The organism is Pseudomonas fildesensis, from assembly GCF_001050345.1.
Lineage (GTDB): Bacteria > Pseudomonadota > Gammaproteobacteria > Pseudomonadales > Pseudomonadaceae > Aquipseudomonas > Aquipseudomonas fildesensis.
This window is the reverse complement of sequence record NZ_LFMW01000010.1, coordinates 116,475-141,447: the sequence shown is the minus strand read 5'-3', so window position 1 is coordinate 141,447 and position 24,973 is coordinate 116,475. Positions and strand designations below refer to the sequence as shown.

The 24,973-nt window shown below is 56.8% G+C and carries 25 protein-coding genes, 1 tRNA gene and 1 pseudogene; 16 read left to right on the top strand and 11 right to left on the bottom strand.

The genetic code is table 11. The features are described from left to right. Window positions 1-248: 248 nt before the first annotated feature. Together ACR52_RS16095 and ACR52_RS16090 are read right to left on the bottom strand one after the other, a co-directional pair. A complete protein-coding gene (locus ACR52_RS16095; protein ID WP_048726028.1) occupies window positions 249-722 on the bottom strand; it encodes a peroxiredoxin in 474 nt (157 codons plus the stop codon). Between the two features lie 10 nt (window positions 723-732). Then, window positions 733-1,293, bottom strand: a complete 561-nt coding sequence (locus ACR52_RS16090) for a glycine cleavage system protein R (RefSeq protein ID WP_003172487.1) — start codon at window positions 1,291-1,293, stop codon at window positions 733-735. Between the two features lie 273 nt (window positions 1,294-1,566). On the opposite strand from ACR52_RS16090, the gene dapA reads away from it, so the two are divergent. The 5 genes from dapA to ACR52_RS16065 all read left to right on the top strand — a co-directional run bounded on the left by dapA (window position 1,567) and on the right by ACR52_RS16065 (window position 5,255). After that, window positions 1,567-2,445, top strand: coding sequence for a 4-hydroxy-tetrahydrodipicolinate synthase (dapA, locus tag ACR52_RS16085; protein ID WP_048726023.1), 879 nt, complete (start codon window positions 1,567-1,569; stop codon window positions 2,443-2,445). Between the two features lie 17 nt (window positions 2,446-2,462). Further along, window positions 2,463-3,578, top strand: coding sequence for an outer membrane protein assembly factor BamC (gene bamC / locus ACR52_RS16080; protein ID WP_048726020.1), 1,116 nt, complete (start codon window positions 2,463-2,465; stop codon window positions 3,576-3,578). A gap of 4 nt (window positions 3,579-3,582) precedes the next feature. Then, on the top strand, window positions 3,583-4,341 hold the full coding sequence (locus ACR52_RS16075) for an MBL fold metallo-hydrolase (protein WP_048726018.1): 759 nt from the start codon (window positions 3,583-3,585) through the stop codon (window positions 4,339-4,341). Window positions 4,342-4,368: 27 nt separating this feature from the next. Beyond that, window positions 4,369-5,082: a phosphoribosylaminoimidazolesuccinocarboxamide synthase gene (gene purC / locus ACR52_RS16070; RefSeq protein ID WP_048726015.1), complete on the top strand. Its 714-nt coding sequence runs from the start codon at window positions 4,369-4,371 to the stop codon at window positions 5,080-5,082. 83 nt (window positions 5,083-5,165) lie between these two features. Continuing rightward, window positions 5,166-5,255, top strand: a tRNA-Ser gene (locus ACR52_RS16065). A 550-nt stretch (window positions 5,256-5,805) separates the two neighbouring features. On the opposite strand, the gene ACR52_RS16060 is transcribed toward ACR52_RS16065, so the two are convergent. The 5 genes from ACR52_RS16060 to ACR52_RS16050 form a co-directional block, all read right to left on the bottom strand. Further along, window positions 5,806-7,293: an aldehyde dehydrogenase family protein gene (locus ACR52_RS16060; protein WP_048726012.1), complete on the bottom strand. Its 1,488-nt coding sequence runs from the start codon at window positions 7,291-7,293 to the stop codon at window positions 5,806-5,808. 145 nt (window positions 7,294-7,438) lie between these two features. Continuing rightward, entirely contained in the window at window positions 7,439-8,416 is a 978-nt protein-coding gene (locus tag ACR52_RS16055) for a GMC family oxidoreductase (RefSeq protein WP_236692158.1), read from the bottom strand. After that, entirely contained in the window at window positions 8,362-8,697 is a 336-nt protein-coding gene (locus ACR52_RS31510; protein ID WP_269084178.1) for a GMC family oxidoreductase N-terminal domain-containing protein, read from the bottom strand. The genes ACR52_RS16055 and ACR52_RS31510 overlap by 55 nt, the downstream gene beginning before the upstream one ends. After that, entirely contained in the window at window positions 8,694-8,936 is a 243-nt protein-coding gene (locus tag ACR52_RS31505; RefSeq protein WP_269084177.1) for a GMC family oxidoreductase N-terminal domain-containing protein, read from the bottom strand. The genes ACR52_RS31510 and ACR52_RS31505 overlap by 4 nt, the downstream gene beginning before the upstream one ends. A gap of 68 nt (window positions 8,937-9,004) precedes the next feature. Beyond that, complete coding sequence (locus tag ACR52_RS16050) at window positions 9,005-9,484, bottom strand: MarR family winged helix-turn-helix transcriptional regulator (protein WP_048726009.1); 480 nt, start codon at window positions 9,482-9,484, stop codon at window positions 9,005-9,007. Between the two features lie 265 nt (window positions 9,485-9,749). On the opposite strand from ACR52_RS16050, the gene ACR52_RS16045 reads away from it, so the two are divergent. The 4 genes and pseudogenes from ACR52_RS16045 to ACR52_RS31750 form a co-directional block, all read left to right on the top strand. Next, window positions 9,750-10,919, top strand: a complete 1,170-nt coding sequence (locus tag ACR52_RS16045; protein WP_048726006.1) for a p-hydroxyphenylacetate 3-hydroxylase oxygenase component — start codon at window positions 9,750-9,752, stop codon at window positions 10,917-10,919. 73 nt (window positions 10,920-10,992) lie between these two features. After that, window positions 10,993-11,943, top strand: coding sequence for a p-hydroxyphenylacetate 3-hydroxylase reductase component (locus tag ACR52_RS16040; protein ID WP_048726003.1), 951 nt, complete (start codon window positions 10,993-10,995; stop codon window positions 11,941-11,943). Window positions 11,944-12,137: 194 nt separating this feature from the next. Then, entirely contained in the window at window positions 12,138-12,467 is a 330-nt protein-coding gene (locus ACR52_RS31755) for a PAS domain-containing protein (protein WP_236692157.1), read from the top strand. An 18-nt stretch (window positions 12,468-12,485) separates the two neighbouring features. Next, a pseudogene (locus tag ACR52_RS31750) lies at window positions 12,486-12,671 on the top strand (methyl-accepting chemotaxis protein); the annotation flags it as partial. A 55-nt stretch (window positions 12,672-12,726) separates the two neighbouring features. Here ACR52_RS31750 and ACR52_RS16030 read toward each other — a convergent pair. Then, entirely contained in the window at window positions 12,727-14,055 is a 1,329-nt protein-coding gene (locus tag ACR52_RS16030) for an alginate export family protein (protein ID WP_048726000.1), read from the bottom strand. A 284-nt stretch (window positions 14,056-14,339) separates the two neighbouring features. Here ACR52_RS16030 and ACR52_RS16025 point away from each other — a divergent pair, with 284 nt between their 5' ends. The 5 genes from ACR52_RS16025 to ACR52_RS16005 all read left to right on the top strand — a co-directional run bounded on the left by ACR52_RS16025 (window position 14,340) and on the right by ACR52_RS16005 (window position 19,435). Further along, entirely contained in the window at window positions 14,340-15,839 is a 1,500-nt protein-coding gene (locus ACR52_RS16025; RefSeq protein ID WP_048725997.1) for an APC family permease, read from the top strand. Beyond that, window positions 15,820-16,404, top strand: a complete 585-nt coding sequence (locus ACR52_RS16020; RefSeq protein WP_048726042.1) for a DUF3156 family protein — start codon at window positions 15,820-15,822, stop codon at window positions 16,402-16,404. Before ACR52_RS16025 ends, ACR52_RS16020 begins: the two co-directional genes overlap by 20 nt. A gap of 115 nt (window positions 16,405-16,519) precedes the next feature. After that, entirely contained in the window at window positions 16,520-17,485 is a 966-nt protein-coding gene (gene feaR / locus ACR52_RS16015; RefSeq protein WP_048725994.1) for a transcriptional regulator FeaR, read from the top strand. Between the two features lie 96 nt (window positions 17,486-17,581). Further along, a complete protein-coding gene (locus tag ACR52_RS16010; protein ID WP_048726039.1) occupies window positions 17,582-18,802 on the top strand; it encodes a multidrug effflux MFS transporter in 1,221 nt (406 codons plus the stop codon). A 27-nt stretch (window positions 18,803-18,829) separates the two neighbouring features. Continuing rightward, on the top strand, window positions 18,830-19,435 hold the full coding sequence (locus ACR52_RS16005) for a TetR/AcrR family transcriptional regulator (RefSeq protein ID WP_048725991.1): 606 nt from the start codon (window positions 18,830-18,832) through the stop codon (window positions 19,433-19,435). A 162-nt stretch (window positions 19,436-19,597) separates the two neighbouring features. Here ACR52_RS16005 and ACR52_RS16000 read toward each other — a convergent pair whose 3' ends face one another. After that, window positions 19,598-19,963 carry a cupin domain-containing protein gene (locus tag ACR52_RS16000; RefSeq protein WP_048725989.1) on the bottom strand — a complete coding sequence of 122 codons (366 nt, stop codon included), beginning with the start codon at window positions 19,961-19,963 and terminating at the stop codon, window positions 19,598-19,600. Window positions 19,964-19,997: 34 nt separating this feature from the next. Next, window positions 19,998-21,296, bottom strand: a complete 1,299-nt coding sequence (locus ACR52_RS15995) for an NAD(P)/FAD-dependent oxidoreductase (protein WP_048725984.1) — start codon at window positions 21,294-21,296, stop codon at window positions 19,998-20,000. Between the two features lie 336 nt (window positions 21,297-21,632). Between ACR52_RS15995 and tyrS the strand changes: the two genes are divergently transcribed. Next, window positions 21,633-22,868 (top strand): tyrosine--tRNA ligase, encoded by a 1,236-nt coding sequence (tyrS, locus tag ACR52_RS15990; protein ID WP_048725982.1) that lies wholly within the window; start codon window positions 21,633-21,635, stop codon window positions 22,866-22,868. A 69-nt stretch (window positions 22,869-22,937) separates the two neighbouring features. Continuing rightward, on the top strand, window positions 22,938-23,360 hold the full coding sequence (hpaR, locus tag ACR52_RS15985) for a homoprotocatechuate degradation operon regulator HpaR (protein ID WP_048725978.1): 423 nt from the start codon (window positions 22,938-22,940) through the stop codon (window positions 23,358-23,360). A 151-nt stretch (window positions 23,361-23,511) separates the two neighbouring features. Here the strand turns inward: hpaR and ACR52_RS15980 are convergent, their stop codons facing one another. Next, complete coding sequence (locus ACR52_RS15980; RefSeq protein ID WP_048725976.1) at window positions 23,512-24,966, bottom strand: NAD-dependent succinate-semialdehyde dehydrogenase; 1,455 nt, start codon at window positions 24,964-24,966, stop codon at window positions 23,512-23,514. Between the last annotated feature and the right edge of the window lie 7 nt (window positions 24,967-24,973).

The window sequence follows — 24,973 nt, the reverse complement described above, 5'->3', positions numbered from 1 at the left end:
GCCTGGTTTTGGGGCTGCTGCGCAGCCCAACGCGGGACAAGCCCGCTCGCCACAAGAATGCGGTCGCCTGAAAGTGTTTATGCAAGACTCAAGACTTTAGGGTGAAATTTTAACCCTTTAAAATCAGTAAGTTATTTTAAGTTTGATAAGAGCATGCTCCCGCTGGGCTGCGAAGCCGCCCCTGAAATCCGGGAGCGCTTCGCACTTCAGCGCAAGCAAGCTCGCTCGCCACAAGTAAGTCAGCTCGTTTAGGCCTTGTTCAAGGCCTGCGCCGCTGCCAAAACAGCATCCACATGCCCTGGCACTTTCACGCCACGCCACTCCTGGCGTAGTACACCTTCGCTGTCGATCAGGAAGGTACTGCGATCCACGCCCAGGTATTCCTTGCCGTACAGCTTTTTCAACTTGATCACATCAAACAGCTGGCAAACCGCTTCGTCTTTGTCGCTGATCAGCTCGAAAGGAAACTCCTGCTTGCCCTTGAAGTTCTCGTGGGACTTCACACTGTCGCGCGACACGCCAAACACTTCGGTGTTGGCGGCCTTGAACGCCGCGTACTGGTCACGAAAACCCTGGCCTTCGGTGGTGCAGCCCGGCGTGCTGTCTTTCGGGTAAAAATAAATCACCACCTGCTTGCCCTGGAGCGCAGCAAGGCTGAAGGTCTGGCCGCTGGTGGCCTGGGCTTCGAAATCGGCTACGGGTTTGTCGATGACTACCGCCATAAGTACTTCCTTACATTGGGTTCTGTGGGCGCCATGGCTCGATCAGGGCGTCGAGGTTCAGGGCATCGGCGAAATCCAGGAACTGGTCGCGCAGCCAACTGATCTGTACGCCGGCCGGCAAGGTCACGGTGAAGGTGGCGTTGAGCATGGTGCCGCCGGTTTGCGGTGCCTGGTAGGTGTCGCAGGTCAGGTTTTCCAGCTCAACGTTGTGGTCGATAAAGAACTGGCACAGCTCGTTGACGATGTCCGAGCGGTAGGCCGAACTGACATATGCCACGTAGGGCAGCGCCTGTGGACGATTTTCCAGGGCGGCGCTGCGCACCACGTTGACGGTGAAGTCGTGCTTCTTGGCCAGGCCCGGCAGGCCAGTTTCCAGGCGCGCCAGCGCGTCCCAGGTGCCGGAAATCTGCAGTACCAGTGCACTGCATTCGCCATGACGGGTCAGGCGGGAGGTCACGACGGCGCAGCGGTTTTCATGGCTGGCGCGGCACAGGACGTTGGTCAGCTCCATGGGGTTGGCGCCGAGGGCACTGATAACAAGGAATTGTTCGCGAACTGTGGGGGTGGACATGCAGCCTTCCTAAAACGATGAGCGGTCGACACTGTACGGGCTGTATCGATCAAAGCATGAAGGGTAGCGAAAAGCGTCGCCAAGGGATAGGAGGTGGCGTTTTCATTGCGTGATCCACTTTATTTCACCCCGTCTCAAGCCAGGCTTTGGGCCAATGATCGCATTGGCCGTCGTTTAGTTGCGTCAGAACGCATCCTCAGGCGGTACTTCGCTTGTACAAGCATCTTGGCGCCAGTACCATTACGGCTCTCTTTTTCCGGCAGGAGCGGTTGCATGATTGCGGGCAGTATGGTGGCACTGGTCACACCCATGGATGCACAAGGTCATCTCGACTGGGACAGCCTTGGCAAACTGGTGGACTTCCACCTGCAAGAAGGCACCAACGCCATCGTAGCGGTCGGCACCACAGGTGAATCGGCTACCCTCGATGTGGAAGAACACATCCAGGTGATCGAATTCGTGGTCAAGCGCGTTGCGGGCCGTATCGCCGTGATCGCCGGTACGGGCGCCAACTCGACGCGTGAAGCGATTGAGCTGACTAAAAACGCCAAGAAAGCCGGCGCCGACGCCTGCCTGCTGGTGACCCCGTACTACAACAAGCCGACCCAGGAAGGCCTGTACCAGCATTTCCGCGCCATTGCCGAAGCTGTTGATATCCCGCAAATCCTCTATAACGTGCCGGGTCGCACCGCGTGCGATATGAAGGCCGAGACCGTGATCCGCCTGTCCAGCGTGCCGAACATCATCGGCATCAAAGAAGCCACCGGCGACCTGCAACGCGCCAAGGACATCCTGGCCGGCGTGAGCAGCGACTTCCTGGTGTATTCCGGTGACGATGCCACGGCTGTCGAGCTGATCCTGCTGGGCGGCAAGGGCAACATCTCCGTGACCGCCAACGTGGCTCCGCGTGCCATGAGCGAAATGTGCGCCGCCGCCATCGCTGGCGACGCCGTCACAGCGCGTGCGATCCACGAGAAGCTGATGCCGCTCAACAAGACACTGTTTATTGAATCCAACCCTATTCCCGTGAAATGGGCGCTGGTTGAGATGGGCATGATGCCGGACGGTATCCGTCTGCCGCTCACCCGTCTCAGCGAAGCCTGTCACGAACCGCTGCGACAGGCCCTGCGCCAGTCCGGCGTCCTGGTTTAATTGAGGAAGCACTACGCATGAAGCGATTGGCCGGACTTTCCGCACTTGCCTTGATTATCTCCAGCACCAGTGGCTGCGGTTGGATCTGGGGCCCGGAAGGCTACTTCCGTGACCGCGGCAGCGATTACCTGGAAGCACAAGCAACAAAACCGATGCAACTGCCGCCGGACGTCAGCGTCGCCAAGCGCCTTGACCCGCTGCTGCCGATTCCGCGCAACGTCGCCGACGACACCACCAAGGGTGAGTACGTGGTGCCACGTCCACAGCCGATCTCGGCCGTGGCGGATGCCAGCGACTACAGCCTGCAAAAGAGCGGTGATTCCCGCTGGATCGTGGCCCAGCGCCCACCTGCTGAAGTCTGGCCGGTGGCCGTGCAGTTCTTCCAGGACAACGGTTTCCGTATCGACGAACAACGCCCGCAGACCGGTGAGTTCACCACGGCATGGCAGCAGGGCAGCGAGCTGTCCGCCAACATGGCCAAGCGTCTGCAGGCTGGCGGTGTAGCCGCCGACAGCGAGGCACGAGTGCGTGTGCGCATCGAGCCCGGCGTGCAACGTAATACCAGTGAAGTCTATGTGATCAGCGCCGAGCGTCCTGCCGGCAGCACGTCCAACGTCGAGTTCACCAACCGTTCGGTCAATACCGGTGTTGATGCCGCATTGGTCGACGAGATGCTGGCCAGCATGAGCCGCATCTCCGAGAAGGGCGGTTCCGTTTCCCTGCTCGCCGCGCGTGATTACGACACGCCAAGCCGCGTCAGTCTCACCGAAGACGGCAGCGGCAACGTGGTGTTGAACCTGGGTGAAGACCTGGACCGTGCCTGGGCCAGCGTCGGTCGCGCCTTGGAGCAAGGCCCTTGGCGTGTTGAAGATATCAACCGAAGCCTGGGCCTGTACTACATCAACGTGGCCGAAAAAGCCGTGAAGAAAGACGACGAGCCAGGTTTCTTCGGCAAATTGTTCGGCAGCGCGCCGACCAAGGAAGAGATCGAAACCCGCGCTGAGCGTTATCAGGTTCGTTTGAGCAAGGTTGGCGAAAACGTGCAAGTCACCGTCGAGAAAAACATCAACACCGTTGCGCCAGCTGAAACAGCTCGCAAAGTGTTGGGCGTGATTCAGGACAACCTGGGCTGATCCGATGCGTTTTGCCGTTCTCGGCAGCGGTAGCCAAGGGAACGGCACGCTGGTCGCCCACGACGACACGTACGTGCTGGTGGATTGTGGTTTCTCCCTGAGGGAAACCGAGCGGCGCCTGTTGCGACTGGGGGTTCACCCCTCGCAACTGAGCGCGATTCTGGTGACCCACGAACATGCCGACCACGTGCATGGCGTGGGTTTGCTGTCTCGGCGCTACAATCTTCCGGTGTACCTGAGTCGCGGTACCTTGCGCGGGATGCGCAAACCCATAGAACCCGCAGGTTTCCTCGCCGGTGGCGAGCAGCTGCAGATTGGTGCCTTGAGCATTGATGTGATTGCCGTGGCGCACGACGCCCAGGAGCCGACGCAGTATGTTTTCAGTGACGGTGAGCGACGTTTCGGCGTGCTCACCGACCTGGGTTCCTACTGCGCCAAGGTGCTGGACGGTTACCGGGACCTCGATGCATTGATGATCGAGTCCAACCACTGCCGAGATCTGCTGGCTCGCGGTCACTACCCGTACTTTCTCAAGCAACGGGTTGGCGGCGACCTGGGACATTTGAACAACCACCAGGCGGCGTACCTGGTGTATGAGTTGGGCTGGCAAGACCTGCAACACTTGGTCCTGGCCCACCTGAGCAGCAAGAACAACCTGCCGACGCTTGCCCGGCAATGTTTTGTCGACACCCTCGGGTGCGACCCGGACTGGCTGCAACTGGCCGATCAAGATTCAGGGCTCGACTGGCGACACATCGCCTAGCCCACCTCACTCAAAGCGGAGCCCATCATGGAAAAACGTGAAGAACTCTACCGCGGCAAAGCCAAGTCGGTGTACAAGACCGACGACGCCAACCGCTTGATCCTGCTGTTTCGCAACGACACCTCGGCGTTCGACGGCAAGCGCATCGAACAACTTGATCGCAAGGGCATGGTGAACAACAAGTTCAACGCCTTCATCATGCAGAAACTCGAAGAGGCCGGCATTCCGACCCAATTCGACAAACTGCTGGGCGACAACGAGTGCCTGGTCAAGAAGCTCGACATGATCCCGGTTGAATGCGTTGTGCGTAACTACGCCGCCGGCAGCCTGGTCAAGCGCCTGGGTGTGGAGGAGGGCCTCAAGCTCAACCCTTACACCTTCGAGCTGTTCCTGAAGGACGACGCCAAGGGTGACCCGTTCATCAACGAATCCCACGTCGTGGCGTTCGGCTGGGGAACCGCTGAGCAACTGGCACGCATGAAAGAGTTGTCCCTCAAGGTCAACGACGTTTTGAGCAAACTGTTCGACGACGCCGGCCTCTTGCTGGTGGACTTCAAGCTGGAATTCGGTGTGTTCCACGACGGCTCCATCGTCCTGGGCGACGAATTCAGCCCGGACGGCTGCCGCCTGTGGGACAAGGACACCAAGAAGAAGATGGACAAAGACCGCTTTCGCCAGGGCCTCGGTGACGTTATCGAAGCCTACGAAGAAGTCGCCAAGCGTCTCGGCGTACCGCTTTAATCGACGCAAGCATCTGATAGCACGGAAAAAAATCGCTTTTGCGCTTTGCTTCCAGGAAACAGGCTGTTATGATGCGCGCCGTTGGAGAGATGCCAGAGTGGCCGAATGGGACGGATTCGAAATCCGTTGTACCTTCACCGGTACCTAGGGTTCGAATCCCTATCTCTCCGCCATTACATAGAAAAAGCCCAGTTTTACTGGGCTTTTTTGTGCCTGTCTGTTTTGTTCCCCCACTCGGGGCGCGGGTGAACTCTAGGCATTCAGACCCCTCGACCGATACTAGCAAATATCATCGCATGCAATGGCTCAGTGCTGGCGGTGGATGCTCAAGGTTGTTCATCATCAGGAAAAACCTTCCTTTACAATCCGTCGCGCTGTGCACTGGTTAAAGCCGACTCTGGGCAGTGGATGGTTTTTTTCGGTCACTGCCGGTAGCGCCCTTGGCATATAGAACTGATGCAGTGTGACTCAAATGCAATGCAGTGATTGTCGCTGTCAATGGCTTGGTGGGATGCTCGGCCAGCCAGTAGCGGTAATAACCCAGTTGCTCGCAGGCCATGGCCAGTTCAACTGAGGCTTGTGCGGCAGCACTGGCTGGACGGTCTCCATGCACAGGGGGTTGGTCAATAACGGTCAGGCGCAACTGCGCGGAATACTCCAATGACAAGACCCGGCCAGAGCCGGGTCTTGGGTAGGTCTAACAAGATCGCTCAGGGTGCTCGCTTAATAACGAATCATCACCGATTTCAGTTCTGTGTAGTCGTCGATGAATGCCGAACCGAACTCGCGGCCAATCCCCGATGACTTGATGCCACCAAAGGGCACTGCTGGGTCGAGCATGGTGTGCATGTTGACCCAGACGGTGCCGGCCTGAATTTCCGGTACTAGGCGCAGAGCCTTGGATAGGTCGTTGGTCCACAGGCTTGCACTGAGGCCGTATGGCGTATTGTTCATCAGATGCAGCAGTTCTTCCTCGGTGTCGTACGGGAAAAACGTCGCGATCGGGCCGAAGGTTTCTTCGTTGAGCAAGGTATCGTTGATGGAGTTGGCGAGGATGATCGTTGGCTCAACATAGCAGCCGGGCCCCTCGATCAGTTTGCCGCCGTAGACGATAGTGCTGTTTTCCGAGCGTGCAGTCTCAAAAAAGCCCGCGAGTTTCTGTTGATGTTGTTTGTTGGTGACGGGGCCGAACTGGGTCGCCTCATCCAGTGGTGAGCCGATTTTCAACGACGCCAGGCGCTGTGAGAGTTTCTCCATGATCGGTTCGATCTGTGAGCGGTGTGCAAAAAAGCGCTCGGCGGCCGCGCAGATTTGCCCTGAGTGCAGGAAGCCTGCCTCGATGATGCCGTCGGCGGCTTTATCCAGATCAATGTCGCGCAGGAAACCGACGGAGTTCTTGCCGCCCAACTCCAGTGTGGCGCGGGTCAACTTGGCGTCCATCGCACCTTTGCCCACGGCGATCCCGGTGGGGACAGAGCCGGTGAAAGAGACTTTATCGGTGCCCGGGTGTTCGATCAGCGCTTTGCCAACCAGGCCGCTGCCCGTCAACACGTTCAATGCGCCGGGTGGCAGACCGGCTTCGCTTGCCAGTTCGGCAATGCGCAAGATCGTCAGCGGTGTGAATTCACTCGGCTTGATGATTATGCTGCAACCGGTGGTCAAGGCCGAGGCCAATTTCCAGATGGCGATCATGGTGGAGAAGTTCCACGGCACAATCCCGACCACAACGCCTACCGGCTCGCGCAGCGTAAATGCGGTGTAGCGCTCTCCAGCGAAGGAGGGTAGCGAAGGGGTGATCGTTTCGCCGGTAATTTTGGTGGCCCAACCTGCGTAGTAACGCAGGAAGTGGGCGGCCTGATCGACCTCGAAAGCGCGGGCAATGTGAATGATTTTGCCAGATTGGCAGGTTTCTATCTGTGCCAGTTCTTCGCGGTTCTGCTCCAACAGGTCGGCCAGTTTGAACAGCACCGCCGCCCTGGCGGCCGGGCTGGTTTTGGACCAGATCTTAAAGCCCAAATTGGCGGAATTGACAGCGCAGTCTATATCGCTCTGGCCTGCATCGCTAACCTGTGCGATGACTTCACCATTGGCCGGGTTGATGACCTTGAGCTTGGCGGTGGTGCTGCAGGCAACATATCCACCATCGATGTAAAGGCCGTGATCGCGACCGAGAAATTGGCTGACGCTGGGAAGAAGTGCGATATCGCTCATGCAGGCGGGCTCCAATAATTAAGCAGGTGACAGTGCCGCTCTGTAGGCGGAGTCATAAGGGGCAAATTACGCTGCGCCAGTCCGTTGATCTTGACTGTACGTGTCAGTGGCATGACTGTGCCTGCCAGCGACGGCAACGCTTGCCTCACACAAGGGCTGGCTGGCTTGCTTTAGCCAGCCGTGGGGGCGACGCCAATTGAGCGCAGATCACTAGGTGTGCGGCTTTTTCCGCGACGGCAATTGTCGGCGCGTTGGTGTTGCCACTTGGAATTAGCGGGAATACGGAGCTATCGATTACACGCAGGTTGCTGATCCCATGGACCCTGAGGGAGAGGTCTACGACGGATGAGCACGGGTCTGTGCCCATTCGACAGCTGCCCACCGGGTGGTAAACGGTCTTGCAGGTTTCGCGGACAAATTGCTCAAGGCTGAGATCCGAATTCAGCAATTCAGAGGCATGTTCTGCGAAGTTGCAGGCAGGGGAGAACACCTGGTCAATTTCCGCCTTGAGGGCGGGTGTTTCCAGCAGCTTCAATCCGGCTTTCACTGCTCTGACCTGGCCGGCAAGGTCGTCCGGGTGATGCAGAAGGTTGCCAATGATCTTGGGTGGATCTTTGGGATTGCTGCTGCGCAGCATGACCTGCCCGCGGGACTTGGGTTGCAAGTGGCCAACCTTGAGAGTGATACCGTGGGTTTGGCCTTTGCCAATACCGTCCGGGTCATCCGATGTATCCAATGCCGGCAGGAAGTGCACTTGAACATCGGGCCGGCCGCTGGCTGTGGTGTCGATAAAGGCCGCGCCTTCCAGGATGTTGGAGGTTACTACGCCGGTTCTGACCGCCAGCCACTGAACGCCGTTGAGAATGGCTTTAAATCCTTTGTCCTGACCATACAGCGAGATTGGCCGCTTGAGGGTGGCGTTGATGGACAAGTGCAAATGGTCGTGCAAGTTTTTCCCGACCGGTAGGTCGGCGACTACCGTTATTCCCATGTCGTGGAGATGCTCGGCAGGCCCGACGCCGGAGAGCATCAGTACTTTAGGCGAGCCGTTTGCGCCGCTGCTCAGGATCACTTCCTGACTGGCCTTGACGTGTTGCTCAGCGCCATCGTTGACACTGAACACGACACCCGTGATTGTTGCCCTGCTCTGATGAAGGCCATGGAAAGTGGATGGCGATATCGATTCTCGCTGACCGAGAGCGGGCCTGCATTGCCGTGATACCGGTCGGCGAGACTTTCGTTGCCTTCTGCCTGTATAAACCAGGGCAGTAAATCGTTGTAGCTCCACCCAGTACAACCGTAATCCGTGGCCCAGGCATCATAGTCTTGCTGCTGGCCACGGATATAAATCATGCCGTTGACTGAACTGCTGCCACCCAGGATCTTGCCTTGAGCAACGGTCATGCGGCGGTTGCCGGTTGCCGGTTGCCGGTTTGTGGGTCTGGCTCGGTCGTATAATCCCAGGATTTGGTCGCAATGACTTTCGCCACGCCGGCAGGCATATGAACGAACAGGTTTTCGTCACTGCCACCCGCTTCGAGCAGTAATACACGGGCGTCGGTCTGTTGAATGATTCTTGTCGCTACCACGCATCCGGCCGAGCCTGCGCCGACGATGATGTAGTCGTAATCTTGCTGTTTCATATCCGCTCCAGAGCAATGAAGACAAGCCAGTAGACCCGTCGACGGTCGGCGCGGCACAACAGGGCTCGTCAGGTCACTTCAGGCGGCTGGCTCTTCGAACGAAGGTTTTGATCCAACTGTTCGAACACACGCAAACACGCCTGCAAGTCTGTTTCATTGATACCCGCGAACAAACGTTCGCGCAGTTGCTTCAAATCCTTGCGCAGTTTTTTATTCAGCGCTTTGCCTTCGGGCGTCAACTCGACGATTTTCACGCGCCGATCATTTTTGGTATCGACACGGGCGATCAGTCCGATGGCTTGTAGCTGGTCCAGTACCCTGACCAAGGTGGGGCCTTCCAGGTCCAGGGCTTCGGCCAATATGCCCTGGCGTACTCCTTTGCCTAAACGCGCCAGGTAGCGAATCGGCAGGGTATTGGCCTCGGATAAACCGTATGTCTTCAAGGCTTCGTCCAGCTCGCGCCGGTAAAGTCGAGCTTGCAGCACCAGGTTCAGCCCCAGGCTCTCCAGCATGGCTTCGTGCTGGCGCTTGTTTGTCGGCATGTTCATTAGTTAGCTGACCTATCTAGTGTGGCGTTATGACGCACCCTGGCCAACCGCTGGAACATGAAGTTTTCAGCGGGCGCGAAGGCTTTGAAAAGTACAATCTTCTACTTGGAACGTGCATTTTCCTAGGCTGTTTACCGACTCATACTGGTCTAGTACTTCTGAGCGTTCCTGGCTGGGAGCAACGGTTTCGCTGCTTTTGGTAGCGGGTCAAACCGTGATTATCCAGCACCGGAATCGCTGACATCCAATAATAAAGAGCCCCGCCATGAAAAAGCCCAATCCTCTGCTCGAAGACCTGAAAGCCGTTCTGCCTGCCATCGCTGCCAATGCCTTTCAAGCAGAGAAAGATCGCAGTGCCCCGGCCGAGAATATTGCCTTGCTCAAAAGCATCGGTATGCACCGTGCGCTGCAGCCGAGAAAGTACGGCGGCTTGGAGATTTCTCTTCCTCAGTTTGCTGATTGCATCGCGGTGCTGGCCGCGTCCTGTGCCAGCACCGCATGGGCCATGAGCCTGTTGTGTACCCACAGCCATCAATTGGCAATGTTCTCCTCAACGTTGCAGGACGAAGTATGGAGGGATGACCCTGATGCAACGGCCAGCAGCAGTATTGCGCCCTTCGGTCGTACCGAGGAAGTCGAAGGCGGTGTGACATTCAGCGGTGAAATGGGCTGGAGTTCGGGGTGTGATCATGCTGAGTGGGCCATCATGGGCTTTCGTCGAAAAAATGCTGAGGGCACCCAGGACTATTGCTTCGCAGTGTTGCCACGCAGTGACTATGAGATCCGTGATGACTGGTATGCGGTGGGTATGCGGGGCAGCGGTAGCAAGACGCTGATCGTCAAAGATGCCTTTGTGCCTGAGCACCGAATCCAGAAAGCCAAGGACATGATGGAAGGCAAGTCCGTGGGCTTCGGTCTTTACCCAGACAGCAAGATCTTCTTTGCACCTTATCGCCCCTATTTTGCCAGCGGCTTTTCGACGGTCAGCCTGGGTGTCGCCGAGCGTATGCTCGAGGTGTTCCGCGAGAAAACCAAAAATCGCGTGCGTGCCTACACAGGTGCTGCGGTGGGCGCTGCTACGCCGGCGCTGATGCGTCTGGCCGAGTCCACGCACCAGGTGGCTGCTGCTCGAGCCTTGCTGGAAAAAAGCTGGAATGAGATCGCCTACTACAGCGAGCAGCACCAGTATCCGGACCGGGAAACCCTGGCGTTTTGGCGGACTAATCAGGGGTACGCAACCAAGATGTGTATCCAGGCCGTAGACCGCTTGATGGAGGCGGCGGGCGGCGGCGCCTGGTTCGAAACCAATGAGCTGCAACGCCTGTTCCGGGACTCCCATCTCACCGGCGCGCATGCTTACACCGACTATGACGTATGCGCGCAGATCCTCGGGCGCGAGCTGATGGGTCTTGAGCCTGACCCTTCAATGGTCTGATCAAGTCCTCGCGGTCCTGCTACTCCAATAACAACAATCAGGGTTGATCTGCGGGTCAATCCGGGAGTTATCTATGTCTGATGTCCTTGCATCCAATCCAACCAATGAGTTCGACGCGCGTGCGTTCCGTCGAGCCTTGGGTAATTTCGCGACAGGTGTCACGGTGGTGACGGCTTCGACACCTAGCGGCCGTAAAGTGGGCGTGACGGCCAATAGCTTCAACTCGGTGTCACTGGACCCGCCGTTGATCTTGTGGAGCATCGATAAGCGCTCCAACAGTCATGAGGTGTTTGAGGAGGCGAGCCACTTCGCCGTCAACGTACTGGCCGCCGATCAGATTGACTTGTCCAACAACTTTGCTCGCCCGAAGGATGACCGTTTCGCCGGGGTCGAATTTGAACCGGGGGAGGGCGGTGCACCCGTATTTGCGGACTGCTCGGCACGTTTTCATTGTGAAAAGTTTCAGCAGGTCGACGGCGGCGACCACTGGATCATGATCGGCAAAGTGGTGGCGTTTGACGATTTTGGTCGTTCGCCCCTGCTCTATCACCAGGGGGCCTACTCGATGGTGCTGCCCCATACCCGAATGACCAAACGTGATGAAGGTCAGCCGCCCAGCAGCCATTTCCAGGGTCGCTTGAGCCACAACCTTTACTACCTGATGACGCAGGCGCTGCGGGCTTATCAGGCCAGCTATCAGCCTCGTCAACTGTCCACCGGGCTGCGTACCAGCGAAGCGCGGATGTTGATGGTGCTGGAGAATGACGCGGGCCTGGATCTCAACCAGTTGCAGCGTGAGGTGGCGATGCCTGTGCGTGAAATTGAGGAGGCAGTGGCCAATCTCAAGCGCAAGGGCCTTGTCGTCGATGATAACGACCGTGTGCGGCTCACCGTCAAAGGTGTCGATGACACTGAGTCACTGTGGTCGATCGCCCGGGAACAGCAGGAAAAAGTCTTCGGTCAGTTTACAGATGAGCAGATCGATACGTTCAAAGCTGTGCTCAAAGCGGTAATTGCCAGCTGAAGGTCAGGCCGGCGCTGCCAAGCGGCAGGTACAGACAAAATGCCTGGCAGCGCCATACACGTTATTCCCTAAGATTTCGTGGCATACGCCAGCCGGGCCCATGTCTGGGAATTGTCCAATCCAAATTGACCGAAGGCACCTGGAACATTGCGGTGGTTCAAGGTGACATCCCGCTTCCGCATCCCGCGAGTCAGATGCGCATATCCAATCAGTTTCGAGCGTTAATGGGCTTTACCGTGCATGAGCTGCCTGATGGTTGGGACGCTCAGGTCAGCATTACCCATCCTGATGATCTCGCAGGAATCATGACTGCGTTCGAGCGGGAAATCGTCAAGCCAGGTGGCAGTGGTGAGTATGTGTTTGAGTACCGCATGCAGCATAAAGCGCGAGGGTGCATCTGGTGCCGGGAGCGCGGTCGTGCCTTGCGCAATGAGCAGGGCCAACTGACGCGTATGCTGGGCGCGGTGCGTGACATCAGCGATGAGCGCTCTGCGCAGGCCAGCCATGAGCACGTCCTGCAATAGAACCAAGTGATGTACGCGCAAATCGCAACGGTGGTGGGAGTTATCAAAAGGAGTGCCGATCAGACCAACCTGTTAGCGCTCAGCGCCGCCATTGAGGCGGCGCGCGCAGGTGAAGTTGGGCGGGGTTTTTCGGTGGTGGCCGACGAGGTCAAAGAGCTGGCTGACAGCACGCGTCAGGCGACGCAACAGGTTCAGACGATGTTGCATCAGCACAACCAGGCATGAGCGCAGGGCAACCCCGGTGGTTGCCCTGTTTTTATCAGAACGGCACAGCGACAGTCAGCTGGCTGTACAGGTTGGTGCCATTACCACCGACCTGATTGCCGCCGGTGTTTTCATCCTGCTTGGGTTTGTAGAGGCCGACGAGGGGCGTGATGATCAAGTGCTCGTTGACGGCCCACTCGGCAAACACATCCAGCTCCCGGCCGCTCAAATCCAGGTTGTCTTGCTTGTGGGTGGTTGAAAAGTCAAACAGCAGCGCGCCCACGGTCAGATTCTCTAGCGGATGTACCTTGAGCGCCACGTGGTGAATGGAGGTATTGCTGTTGAAGGGGCCAGAGTAATTGGCGGCCACTTCGCCCTGGAACCAGGTGCCATAGCCGGTGCTGTAGCCGTTGAACATAGAGTCCCAGCCTTCGGAATAGCGGCTGTAGCGGTAAGTGATGTCGGGGCTCCACAACGTATCGGCGAAGGTATAGCCAGCTTCTGCATACCAGGCTTTTTCCGCGCCCGCGTCTTTGTCTTGCCAGGCGTATTCAAAACCGAAATGGGCGTTTTTGATGCCGGCGTCGCCTGTGCCCCGCAGGCTATAGATATCCATGCCTTTGCGTTGTTTCTGGAAGTCGCTCGCGTAGCGGTCATCCACGTCTATGCCGTGGATGTAAGTCAAGCCAAGGGTGCCGGGTGCCGCAGTGTAGTCCAGGGTTCCTGCCGCCATTTCCGTCTTGGCTTGAGAGCGGTTGTCCGACTTGATCCACATGACACTGCCATGCAACCCGTCTTTGCCACCCAGGCGCAGCACCGCGGTTTCATCGAACGCGTGGCGTGCAGCAAGGTAGTAGGCGCCGCCTCGGTTGAATTCACCGTCCGCCACGCCTTTACCAAAGTTTAGCCCGTCATCATTGATGATAAAACCGTTGCCCAACTGGATGATTTGCCGGCCGAAGGAGACATCCACACCGTCCTTGCCCAGGGCTGGGAACAGGTCTGCGGAGCGCCATCCGGCGAACGCTTCGTCAAACTTCGTGGTGCGCTCGCTGCCATCGGTCAGGCCAGAAGCATCGCCGTCACCCCAGGTACCCGAACTGACCAGGTTAGCTGTGCCATACACGCTGCCATAGCTGCCTAGCGTACGGTCGATGCTTAATCCATATTTAATGAACCCTTCACGCCAAGTGGAACCGCCGGAGGCGCCATCGTAGTTTTTGCGGCTATTGAACAAGCCGTAAACGGCCAGGAAATTGCCGTTGATATGCGTGTCAGTGTCGGCATACAGCTCGTAGGCGTGCGCGGCCTGAGCAAATGCAGCGCTGGTCATACCCATCGCAACGGCCATTGAGAGTGAACGAGTAGTCGAGGTGTGCCCCATTATTATTTCCCTGTTGTTTAAGTGCGGTTGAAGGTCAAGCGCGTCATTAATGGGGTGATTGAAAGTCTTGCGTCTTTAACGACCGTGCCAGCCATTTGACTCAGCTCGCCAGCTACCCAGAATTGGCAGGCTGCAACAAATTTGGCGGCAGCCGTGGGCAAGACGCCATTGGTGCAGGGGCGCAAAGTGAGTGTGCGCGGCGACGCCAGCATCATGTTGATGCGCGGTCATCCAAGATCAGCTTGTCGCTACTTACGCCAACCTAAAGTCAGGGACATTAAAAAATGTCGATCAACCATAAGCTCACTGAGCATTTGAACCGCGGCTCGGTCGGGTTTCCTACCGCACTGGCCAGTACCGTAGGCCTGATCATGGCCAGCCCCGTCATCCTTACTGCAACTATGGGCTTTGGTATTGGTGGCAAAGCCTTTGCCGTGGCGATGTTGATCGCGGTGGTGATGATGTTGGCCCAGGCGACCACGTTTGCCGAAGCGGCAGCGATCTTGCCAACTACCGGCTCGGTCTATGACTACATCAACTGTGGCATGGGGCGTTTTTTTGCGATCACCGGGACGCTGTCGGCCTACCTGATCGTGCACGTGTTCGCAGGAACCGCCGAAACGATTCTTTCGGGGGTGATGGCGCTGGTGAACTTTGAACACCTCAACAGTTTGGCCGAGTCTGCCGGAGGCTCGTGGTTGCTGGGGGTGGCGTTCGTTATCGGTTTCGGGATTCTCAACGCGTTCGGTGTCAGCGTGTTTGGACGTGCGGAAATCATCCTGACGTTCGGCATGTGGACCACATTGATGATCTTTGGCGTGCTGGGATTGATCGCTGCCCCGGCAGTGGAGCTGGACGGATGGTTTGGCGAGTCGTTGATAGGCAGCGATCTGATGACCATTCTGTCGCTGGTGGGCATGGCCATGTTCATGTTTGTGGGCTGTGAGTTTGTAACGCCGCTCGCGCCGGACTTGCGCAAATCCGCCTCGACCATGCCCAAGGCCATGCTCTTGGGCCTGGTGGGCGTGGCATCGTGCATGTTCATTTATGGCGCGGCCATGAAGCGCCAAGTGGAAAATCTGGTGCTGGATCCAGCGACCGGACTGCACTTGCTGGATACGCCTATGGCTATTCCCAAATTCGCCGCTCAGGTCATGGGTGATATCGGCCCCGTCTGGCTGGGGATCGGTTTTTTGTTTGCTGGCGCTGCGACCATCAATACGCTGATGGCAGGTGTGCCGCGCATTCTCTATGGCATGGCGGTCGATGGTGCGTTACCGAAGGTGTTCACGTATTTGCATCCGCGCTTCAAGACGCCGCTACTGTGCATTCTCGTGGCGATGCTGATTCCTTGCCTGCATGCCTGGTACCTGGGCGGTAACGCGGACAATATTCTGCACTTGGTGCTGGCTGCCGTGTGTGCCTGGAGTACTGCTTACCTGCTGGTCACGCTGTCGGTGGTTATTCTGCGCATCCGTCGCCCGGATCTGCCGCGGGCCTATCGCTCGCCGTTTTTTCCGTTACCGCAGATCATTTCCAGCGTGGGGATTCTGTTGGGTATGTGGTTTATCACCCCACCCGGTATGAACCCGGCGGATATCTACATTCCTTTTGGAGTCATGTTGGGCGGTACCGCCGTGTATGCGTTGTTCTGGACGCTGGTGATGCAGAGGGTCAATCCCTTTAAGCCTGCGCGGGTTGAGGATGTGCTGGCCAAGGAGTTTGCCATGGAGCCAGGTATTCAGCCGCCAGAGGCACATGATCATGCTTTCAAAACTGTCTGAATTGTTCAGCTCTCAACGCGCACCGGCCGGGTATCGTCCTGGTGCGACCCTTGAGCATGTGCGTCGTAACCTGGGCCAGCCCTCGTTTCAGTTTTCAGCCCCTGTCCGTGCGCATTTCAAGTTCAGTGCGCAGGGGCCCGTCATTGAGGTGCATGAGCGCGCCGAAGCGCAGTTGCTGATGCATGTGGTACTCACCGAGTTTCGCTTCCACACGCCCACCTCACAATGGAGCGAAGGGTGTTACCAAGTGCACCACACGGGGGCTATTACGCGTAAAGGCCTGGTCTGTCGCCGCCGAAAAGGGCCGACAGCCTTTAGCGACTTGCTGACGCGTGAAATGAGCACCAATCAGACATTGCGAGCGGCACTCATGCCGCTGGATTTCAAAAAAATCACCCTCGAATATTCGCAAGGCGGTTGGACTGTGGCGTTGGAGCACATGGGGGGCAGTGAGGTGGTTAATCGAATGCCTGCTTTCCGTCGATATATTTCGTTTAGCTTTGAACAAACTCGCCTGATGCAGCAGGCGATATCGGCACTGAACGAGGTGCTTAAGACCCTTTAATCATTGAATGGCATGGCTTTTGCTAGCACTTTCCGTATGGATCTACAGTTGTGCGCTTATTGGTAATATGTTAACTATTTGTGCACAAAAATAAGCATCGCGTGCGGAGGTATTCATGAGCAATCATCAGGCTGCCTGGGACGAGTTGGATCAGTGGACCGCAACCATGCAGTCATTGTGTGGTCGCTTCGAAACCCAATTGGCGTTCAATCGTTCGCTTTTTATTGGCGAGATTTCCACCTGGTCCCATGGTGGACTGTCATTGGCTAATATGCGCACTAACGCTGGCAACATTGTGCGTTACGGTGACCGTGCTGATTACGAAAACGACGAACATTGTTTCCTAGTCAGTCAGCGGACCGGCTACTCACACATCACCCAGGGAGGCGTGACAATTCAGTTGGCGCCTGGCGACCTGATGCTGATGGATTCGGTTGGCCCTTGCTCGATCGCCCCGCACGGCCTGATCGAACACGCGTCCCTGTCATTGTCGCGCTCGGAAGTGCAGCAACAGCTTAAAGGCGTCGCGCCGATCTTTGGCAAGATCTCATCGACCAAAGCATGTGGCCGGATGCTGCATTTGCTGATGGACCAAGCCTGTAAGGGGGGCGATGGTACTGACAGCGCCGCGGCCGAAGGTGAAGCCTTGCAGAGTGCTTTTATCTTGCTGCTGGCTCCCGGGTTCGAACAGGCCGAAGAGAAGGTTAACGATGCTGCCGTGCTCGGTGGTGTGAATCTGCGCAGCTACGTTCATAAGGTGATCGACGATTCCCTGGCTCAGACCAATCTGACGCCGGCTTGTCTGGCTGGCCGGTTGAAAATCTCTGTCAGGCATCTTTACCGCCTCTTTGAGGAAGAGGGCGATAGTGTCTGCCGCTATATCCAGCGTGCAAGGCTTGAGCGCAGCGCGACAGACTTGGTAAATCCCTTTCTACGATCTGAGTCGATTACCTCAATCGCGTACAAGTGGGGGTTTACCGACTCCGCGCATTTCAGTCGTTCGTTCAAAAAACACTTTGAGCAGTCCCCCAAAGACTTCCGCGCGCAAGCCTTGGTAGGCGCTTTAGCCGGCGCTGCCTGACGGCCAATTCATTAACGACTTGACCCCTTGCACGGATATTGGATAATCTCGCGGCCGCACCCTACCTTCCGGTAGGAAGCAATTCGTGAGTTTATGATGAACCGGATCAATTCAAGCAGTCCCTCATTGAAATTCGCCATGGCTTTAGGGGCCATTGGCGCACTTGGCCCATCGGCCGTCGACATGTATCTGCCCAGCCTGCCGGAGATGGCGGTTGATTATTCGACCAGTGTGGCCAGCATTCAGTTGACGCTCACGGTCTTCTTGCTGGCTATGGGGCTCGGTCAATTGCTGTTCGGTCCTATCGTCGACGCGTGGGGGCGTCGACGTCCCTTGATTGCCGGGCTTTTACTGTTCAGCCTGAGCGCATTGGTGGCTGGCGCAGCACCGACGTTGGATTGGATGTTGGTTGCTCGATTTTTTCAAGGGCTGGGTAGTGCATTAACGCTGGTGGTCATCATGAGCATGGTGCGGGATGTCACCCAGGGAGTGCAGGCGGCCAAGCTGTTTGGCTTGCTGATGACCATCGAGGGTGTCGCTCCCATTATCGCGCCTGCGCTGGGTGGTTACATTGATGTGCATTTCGGATGGCGCGCCGTGATGGTGGTATTGGCTGTCCTAGGCGCTTTGGTTGCGGTGAACTCCATCGTGGTATTGCGTGAAACGTTACCTGCGAATAAGCGGGAACCGTTGAACTTCAAACTGGCGATCCAGACGTATGCGCGCATAGCCCAAGATATGCGTTTTCTTAAGCCGGCATTAGCGTTGTCATCTGTGTTCTTTTTTCTTTTTGCCTACATCGGCGGCGCCACCTTCATCTACCAGAATGACTACGGGTTACCCGCAGCCCAGTTTGGTACCCTGTTCGGCGCAACCGGTATCGCGATCCTTGTCGGTGCCTCGCTGGCGGCGAAGCTGGTTGGCAAATACGGCTTGGCGCGCATGGCAGTGGCCGGTGCCTGCTGCATTGTGGCGGGTGCTCTCATTGCCTGCGGTGCCGCGGCCGCCGGGCTGGGTTTGTACTGGCTGGTGGCCGGAGTGGCGATCGCGTTGCTTGGGGTGGGGATTGCCGAAACCACGCTGATGACGCTGGTGATGTCTTCGCAAACTATCGCACTGGGTTCAACAGCGGCCTTGCTGGGGGCCTTTCAACTCGGCATCTCGGCGTGCGCAACGCCCTTGACCGGCCTGGTGAGTAGCCATGGTGCCACGGCATGGTGTGGATTACTGATCCTGTGCGCTGCTGTGGTGGGTTTACTCACCTGGGTCAGCGTGAGCCAAGGCAAGGCTGACCAGATCGCCGCACTGATTCACTGATTAAAGATTGATTGCAAGGACATTCGAATGAAAGTGCTCAGCCCCTCAGCAGGAAGAATATGCGACATCGCCCTGGTGCATTTCGCAGAACGTGGCTACGACGCCTCATCACTCAATGACATCGCTGTCGTGGCGGGTATGCGCAAGCCTTCGTTGTATGCGCATTTCAAAAGCAAGGATGACCTGTTCGGAGCGGTACTGGATTTGGCGTTAGCGACGGAAAGGCAATATGTTGAGGACAGGTTCGCCGCGGCCGCAACCAGTCCTGTTGGCCTGGACACGCTGTACACGGACCACCTTGCGCACCGCTATGAGTCTTCAGCTGCGCTGCGCTTTCTGCTGCGTACTGCATTTTTTCCACCCGCAGAGCTGAAAGGCGCGGTGAGTACTGGCTTTGAAGCCTATCTCGACCGCATGCGCGAGCTGTTTGGTATCAGTATTAAGGCCAAATACCCAGCGCTTAGTGCCAACGATCTCACGATATTCCAGGACGCGTACATCGGGCTGATCGACAGTCTTCACGTCGAGTTGATTTACGGTAACGAGCACACCTACCGGCGTCGCGTCGCCGCATTGTGGCGAATTTTGGGGGACTCGCTTGCACTTGCTGCCGGGCAGGTGGCCCGTGGATAAGGAAGTCGTCGGGCTATGCATTTGTGCTCCGGTGATCGCCATCGGATTTCTGATCCACTGCCGCAACTGGAAACTGTGATGTTCAGGTAGGCATAAAAAAACCACTGCCGAAGATCGGCAGTGGCCAAAGGAGCAGGTGCTAAATCAGTAACGCCAAACGTATCAAGCGACAGCGAAGTAATGTTTAACGAATTCTTCGCTGACAATCTCCCAGACGACAGCAGTACCCTTGGTTACAAACCAGGTGTCGCCCACCGCGTAACGCGTGCTTTTGCCAGTGGCTTCTTCAGTGAGGATCACCTCGCCAGTGACGACGGTTGCTTGTTCGTTGAAAGGGTATTCCATGCGGAACTTCCCTTTGGTGGTGCCGAAGTAAGCGCTGCTGACCGGGTCGGTCGGTGCCCCCAAGGTCATCTTGCCAAAGGCTTTGACTTCGCCTTCCAGGATGGTTGAGCCGAGGTCGGCTACGGTGCCCCAGGAATCCAGTGCAGACAGCTGAATGTTTTGCTGAACAGTAGTGATGGTCATGGCAGTTCTCCAGTGAGTAAATTGAAAGCGTTATTCAGCGACGACCGTTGAAGTAGCCTGAGAGTTGGTGAAGGCTTTTACCTGCCGTCAGGATCAAGGGACGGATATGGTCTTTACCGAGAATTTGTGCGTGCTTGACGGAACTGATCAGGTTATAGCGTGACGACCCTTCGCTCATGCCCTCGGCCAACACTTTGCAGATAATGTGGCTCGGGGTGACGCCGAAGCCTGCATAGCCTTGAACGTAAAAGGCGTTTGGGCGGCCGCTCAGCGTGCCGATTTGAGGAAACAAATTGGCGCCTGTAGCCATAGGGCCGCCCCAGGCAAGGTCGATTTTTACGTCCTTTAGGTAGGGGAAGATGCTCAGCATCCGCTTGCGGTTCCACGCTTTGAGATCTTTAGGGATATGTTCGACGACCGGGGTCGCGGCGCCGAACAACAGCCGGTTCTCATTGGTAACTCGGTAGTAGTCGATGACGGGGCGGATGTCGCTGTAGGCGCCGCGGATTGGGCTGATGCGCTGGATCAATTCTTCGGAAAGAGGCTCTGTCATCATCTGAAACGCGTAGGTGTTAATCGTCGTTTTGTGCAGTTCGGGTTCCAGCTTGTTTAGAAAACTGTCGCAGGCCCACAACAGCTTTTCAGCCTTCACCGAGCCACGTCCGGTGCGCACTGTAATGCGATCACCGTAGGTCACCTCAAGCGCAGGGCTGTGTTCAAAAATGCGTACGCCGAGACCGACTGCAGCTTGTGCTTCGCCCAGCAGTAAGTTAAGGGAGTGCACATGGCCACCGCCCATGTGCAGCAGGGCGCTGCTGTAGGCATCGGAGCCAATGATCTGTTTGACCTCGCTGCCCGCCATAAAGCGGATCTCGTCCCGGGTATTGATGGTTTTGAAATCTTTCTCCCAGGCGCGAAGGGTTTTGGCCTGGCGATCATTGAAGCCGAGGTAGCCATACCCGTGGCAGAAGTCCGCATCGATTGCATATCTGTCGATGCGGTCCTTGATGATGCCCGCGCCAAGTTCGCTGATTTCAAAGATCTCGCGCAGACCTTGTTCGCCGACGCTGCTTTTGATCTTTTCGAGGTTGTGACCAATCCCCGCCATGATCTGGCCGCCATTTCGCCCGGTACCGCCAAATCCGAGGTAGCGCGCCTCCAGGACCACAATGTTGGTGATGCCTTTCTCCGCCAGTTCAAGAGCCGTATTGATGCCCGAGAAGCCGCCGCCAATGATCACCACTTGCGCTTCTATGTCGTGTTCCAAGGTAGGGAACGCGAGGTTGTATTTTTTTGTAGCCGAGTAATAGGTGGGCGTTTCGATATTGATCATGGCGCAGCCTGACTAGGTTGAAAAAACGTCACAGCAAGGCTTTCGTAGGCCCTGATCCATGGCGTACATTAAGTGCCTAACGATCGGTAGGTGTCTTGATTGTGCGTGCCTTCGTTTTTGATCCTCCGTGCCACTGGCCAGCTTAGCCAATGCGTGGCTTGACTAGCGCTGCTCTTACCGCGACCATGGATTCATGAATAAATTAACTAATTTTTTCTGCCGCTATTACGCTTATCCACTCATTTTTTGAGGCGGTAGCGGCTGCGTGCATCCGATCCGCTCGAGGCGAATCGGATTTATTTCCTTCTCCTCGGGCCAACTCCTAGGAGAGACTCAATGACAGACCCATCCAACGACCTGATCGACCACTTGCAGGCGCGCGGTTTCGTGCACCAAAGCACGGACCTGGACGGCCTGCGCGAGCACCTTTCAAGCGGCTCCAGAACAATCTACCTCGGTTTTGACGCTACTGCCGACAGTCTTCATGTGGGCCATTTGCAAGGGCTGATGCTGATGCGCTGGCTGCAGAAAGCCGGGCATCGGCCGATCCTGCTGATCGGCGGTGCTACCACCCGAATTGGCGATCCCAGCTTTCGCGATGAGAGTCGGCCAATCTTGGATGAGGCCCAAATTCAGGCAAATATCGCCGGCATCACGCGGACCTTCGACCGTTACTTAACACTCGGAGAGGACGCAGGTTTGGTAGTAGATAATGCCGAGTGGCTTGATGGCATCGGCTACCTGCGCTTTCTGGACCAGGTTGGGCGCTATTTTTCGATCAACCGGTTATTGACGTTTGATGCAGTTCGTCAGCGTCTGGAGCGCGAGCATTCGCTATCCTTTCTGGAGTTCGGTTACACCCTGCTGCAAGCCCACGATTTCACTGAGCTGGCACGGCTTCACGAGTGCACCGTGCAATTGGGCGGGGCTGATCAATGGGCAAACATCATTAACGGGGTAGAGTTGGCGCGCCGACGTGACAGCCGTCACCTGTTCGGGCTGACCATGCCGCTGCTGACCAGCAGTGATGGCAAGAAAATGGGCAAGTCTGTCAGTGGTGCTGTGTGGCTGGACGGAAGCCGGTTGTCACCGTTTGATTTCTGGCAATTTTGGCGAAATTGCGATGACCGCGACGTTGGCCGATTTCTTGCGCTATTTACCGAGTTGCCCCTGCATGAAATCAGCGAACTAACCGCCCGTGGTGGCGCTGCACTCAATCAAGCCAAGTCCATTCTGGCTGATCATGCAACTTCGCTGGCTCACGGTGAGGTCGCCGCGATCCAGGCACACGCCGCAGCTCAGGCAATCTTCGCCGAAGGACAGGACGCAGAACTGATTCCGTTGACCATAGACCGCGCCAGTGTGGATGCTGGTATCAGTCTGGCAGAACTGATTGTGCGACTCGGTATCGAGCCCTCGCGTTCGGCAGTTCGCCGACTGGCACTGGGACGGGGCCTGCGCGTAAACGGCGTGATCGTCCCCTCGGCGGAAGAGTTATTGCCGACGGAGGCTGAGGGGTGGCGTATCAGCCTCGGTAAGAAACGTCACTTCGATGTGAGAGTTGAAGACTGAAAACCCACATGGGCGGAGGCGGCTGTGCTAAATTAGTTAAAGTATTAACTAATTATTTGGCTGTGATACATGACCAAACCACGCCCTTCCTTGACCCTCAATCTGCTGCAAGCACGCGAAGTCGCCATGAGTTTTTTCCGGCCTTCGCTCAATGAACATGGGCTGACCGAGCAGCAGTGGCGCGTCATTCGCATTCTTAGTCAGCAGGGCGAGTTGGAGACCAATCGCCTGGCTGACTTGGCGTGTATTCTCAAACCCAGCATGACGGGCGTTCTGAGTCGTATGGAAGCAGCGGGCCTGGTTCATCGGCGGAAAGCCGATCAGGACCAGCGCCGAGTGTTGGTGACGCTGGCCGAGCGTGGTCTGGCTTGCTTTGCGTCCATGAGTGATCGCATGGAGCAAAACTACCAACGCTTGCAGGCGCGCTTCGGTGCCGAGAAGTTACAGACTCTCTTGGGGTTGCTGACCGAACTCAAGTCGATAAAGTGCTGAGCCCACATCTACCAGGGGCTATCCTGTCGCCCTGATAATCGATGAAATGCAACCCGCCGGTTCCAACATGCCTTTCCACTTGTTTGATCAAGCCGCGGGTACTGGTCAACACGTCAATATCACCTTCAGATCCGCCGAAATCCGTGCGCACCTATTTGATACTCAAACACATGTACTTTTGTTCGATGTAATCGTCGATGCCATATTTGGAGCCTTCACGACCCAAACCTGATTGCTTGATACCACCAAACGGCGCCACTTCGGTTGAGATCAGCCCTTCGTTTACTCCCACCATGCCGTATTCCAAGGCTTCACTGACACGCCATGCGCGGCCGAGGTCACGGGTATAAAGGTAAGAGGCCAGGCCAAACTCGGTATCGTTGGCCAGTGCAATGGCTTCCTCTTCAGTATCAAAGCGAAAGATCGGCGCGAGTGGGCCGAAGGTTTCGTCACGGGCTACGAGCATTTCAGACGTCACGTCGCCGAGCACCGTCGGCTCGAAGAAGTTACCGCCCAAGCTATGCGGATGACCGCCTGCGAGTAGGGTCGCCCCTTTACTCAGTGCATCGTTGATATGTTCTTCGACTTTTGCGACTGCCTTGCTGTTGATGAGTGGTCCTTGCTGGGCACCCTCGGTGGAGGCATCGCCGATTTTCAGTGCATTGACGGCGGACACCAAGCGGGCACTGAACGCCTCGTAAACGCTATTTTGTACCAGGAAGCGATTGGTGCAGACGCAGGTTTGTCCTGTGTTGCGGAATTTTGACCCAATGGCACCTTCAACGGCTGCATCCAGATCGGCATCTTCAAATACGATGAACGGCGCATTGCCGCCCAGTTCAAGACTTACTTTCTTGATGGTTTCCGCGCACTGAGCCATCAGCAGTTTGCCAATGCCAGTCGAGCCTGTGAACGACACTTTTTGCACGAGCGGATTGCCTGTCAACTCTGCGCCGATTTCACGTGAGCGAGTACCGGGTACGATATTCAACACACCCGCTGGAATCCCTGCGCGAGCGCCCAACTCGGCCAGTGCCAAGGCCGACAGTGGCGTCTCTGACGCAGGTTTCACCACGACAGTACAACCTGCCGCCAATGCCGGGCCGACCTTGCGGGTGATCATGGCGTTAGGGAAATTCCATGGCGTAATCGCGGCGACCACACCAATGGCCTGTTTGATTACCACCAGGCGACGTCCGGGTTTGTCGTGCGGGATGACGTCGCCGTAGACGCGTTTGGCTTCCTCTGCGAACCACTCAATGAAGCTGGCGCCGTAAACGATCTCGCCGCGGCTCTCGGCCAACGGCTTGCCTTGTTCCCAACTGAGTAGCCGTGCCAGATCTTCCTGGTGTGCAAGAATCAGATCGAACCATTTACGCAGCACCGCACTGCGCTCTTTGGCGGTTTTCGCGCGCCAGGCGGGCAGCGCGGCATGCGCGGCCGCCACGGCGCGTGCGGTTTCCGCCTGTCCCAGGGAACTGACCTCAGCAATGACTTCGCCATTGGCCGGGTTGGTCACGTTGAATCGGCCATGGTCATCCGCTTCGACCCATTGACCGTTGATAAAACCTTGTTCGCGTAACAACTTCAGATCGTCGAGTTTCATTGCGTTC

Bases quoted from the DNA above. Each gene is read 5' to 3' on its own strand.
- ACR52_RS16010 (WP_048726039.1), top strand. From the start codon at position 17,582: ATGAACCGGATCAATTCAAGCAGTCCCTCATTGAAATTCGCCATGGCT.
- ACR52_RS16030 (WP_048726000.1), bottom strand. From the start codon at position 14,055: ATGGGGCACACCTCGACTACTCGTTCACTCTCAATGGCCGTTGCGATG.
- ACR52_RS31505 (WP_269084177.1), bottom strand. From the start codon at position 8,936: ATGAAACAGCAAGATTACGACTACATCATCGTCGGCGCAGGCTCGGCC.
- ACR52_RS16075 (WP_048726018.1), top strand. From the start codon at position 3,583: ATGCGTTTTGCCGTTCTCGGCAGCGGTAGCCAAGGGAACGGCACGCTG.
- purC (WP_048726015.1), top strand. From the start codon at position 4,369: ATGGAAAAACGTGAAGAACTCTACCGCGGCAAAGCCAAGTCGGTGTAC.
- ACR52_RS31510 (WP_269084178.1), bottom strand. From the start codon at position 8,697: ATGACCGTTGCTCAAGGCAAGATCCTGGGTGGCAGCAGTTCAGTCAAC.
- hpaR (WP_048725978.1), top strand. From the start codon at position 22,938: ATGACCAAACCACGCCCTTCCTTGACCCTCAATCTGCTGCAAGCACGC.
- ACR52_RS16000 (WP_048725989.1), bottom strand. From the start codon at position 19,963: ATGACCATCACTACTGTTCAGCAAAACATTCAGCTGTCTGCACTGGAT.
- ACR52_RS16060 (WP_048726012.1), bottom strand. From the start codon at position 7,293: ATGAGCGATATCGCACTTCTTCCCAGCGTCAGCCAATTTCTCGGTCGC.
- ACR52_RS16095 (WP_048726028.1), bottom strand. From the start codon at position 722: ATGGCGGTAGTCATCGACAAACCCGTAGCCGATTTCGAAGCCCAGGCC.
- ACR52_RS16090 (WP_003172487.1), bottom strand. From the start codon at position 1,293: ATGTCCACCCCCACAGTTCGCGAACAATTCCTTGTTATCAGTGCCCTC.
- ACR52_RS31755 (WP_236692157.1), top strand. From the start codon at position 12,138: ATGCGCATATCCAATCAGTTTCGAGCGTTAATGGGCTTTACCGTGCAT.
- ACR52_RS16020 (WP_048726042.1), top strand. From the start codon at position 15,820: ATGCTTTCAAAACTGTCTGAATTGTTCAGCTCTCAACGCGCACCGGCC.
- ACR52_RS15980 (WP_048725976.1), bottom strand. From the start codon at position 24,966: ATGAAACTCGACGATCTGAAGTTGTTACGCGAACAAGGTTTTATCAAC.
- ACR52_RS16040 (WP_048726003.1), top strand. From the start codon at position 10,993: ATGTCTGATGTCCTTGCATCCAATCCAACCAATGAGTTCGACGCGCGT.
- ACR52_RS16025 (WP_048725997.1), top strand. From the start codon at position 14,340: ATGTCGATCAACCATAAGCTCACTGAGCATTTGAACCGCGGCTCGGTC.
- ACR52_RS16045 (WP_048726006.1), top strand. From the start codon at position 9,750: ATGAAAAAGCCCAATCCTCTGCTCGAAGACCTGAAAGCCGTTCTGCCT.
- tyrS (WP_048725982.1), top strand. From the start codon at position 21,633: ATGACAGACCCATCCAACGACCTGATCGACCACTTGCAGGCGCGCGGT.
- bamC (WP_048726020.1), top strand. From the start codon at position 2,463: ATGAAGCGATTGGCCGGACTTTCCGCACTTGCCTTGATTATCTCCAGC.
- ACR52_RS15995 (WP_048725984.1), bottom strand. From the start codon at position 21,296: ATGATCAATATCGAAACGCCCACCTATTACTCGGCTACAAAAAAATAC.
- ACR52_RS16005 (WP_048725991.1), top strand. From the start codon at position 18,830: ATGAAAGTGCTCAGCCCCTCAGCAGGAAGAATATGCGACATCGCCCTG.
- ACR52_RS16050 (WP_048726009.1), bottom strand. From the start codon at position 9,484: ATGAACATGCCGACAAACAAGCGCCAGCACGAAGCCATGCTGGAGAGC.
- feaR (WP_048725994.1), top strand. From the start codon at position 16,520: ATGAGCAATCATCAGGCTGCCTGGGACGAGTTGGATCAGTGGACCGCA.
- dapA (WP_048726023.1), top strand. From the start codon at position 1,567: ATGATTGCGGGCAGTATGGTGGCACTGGTCACACCCATGGATGCACAA.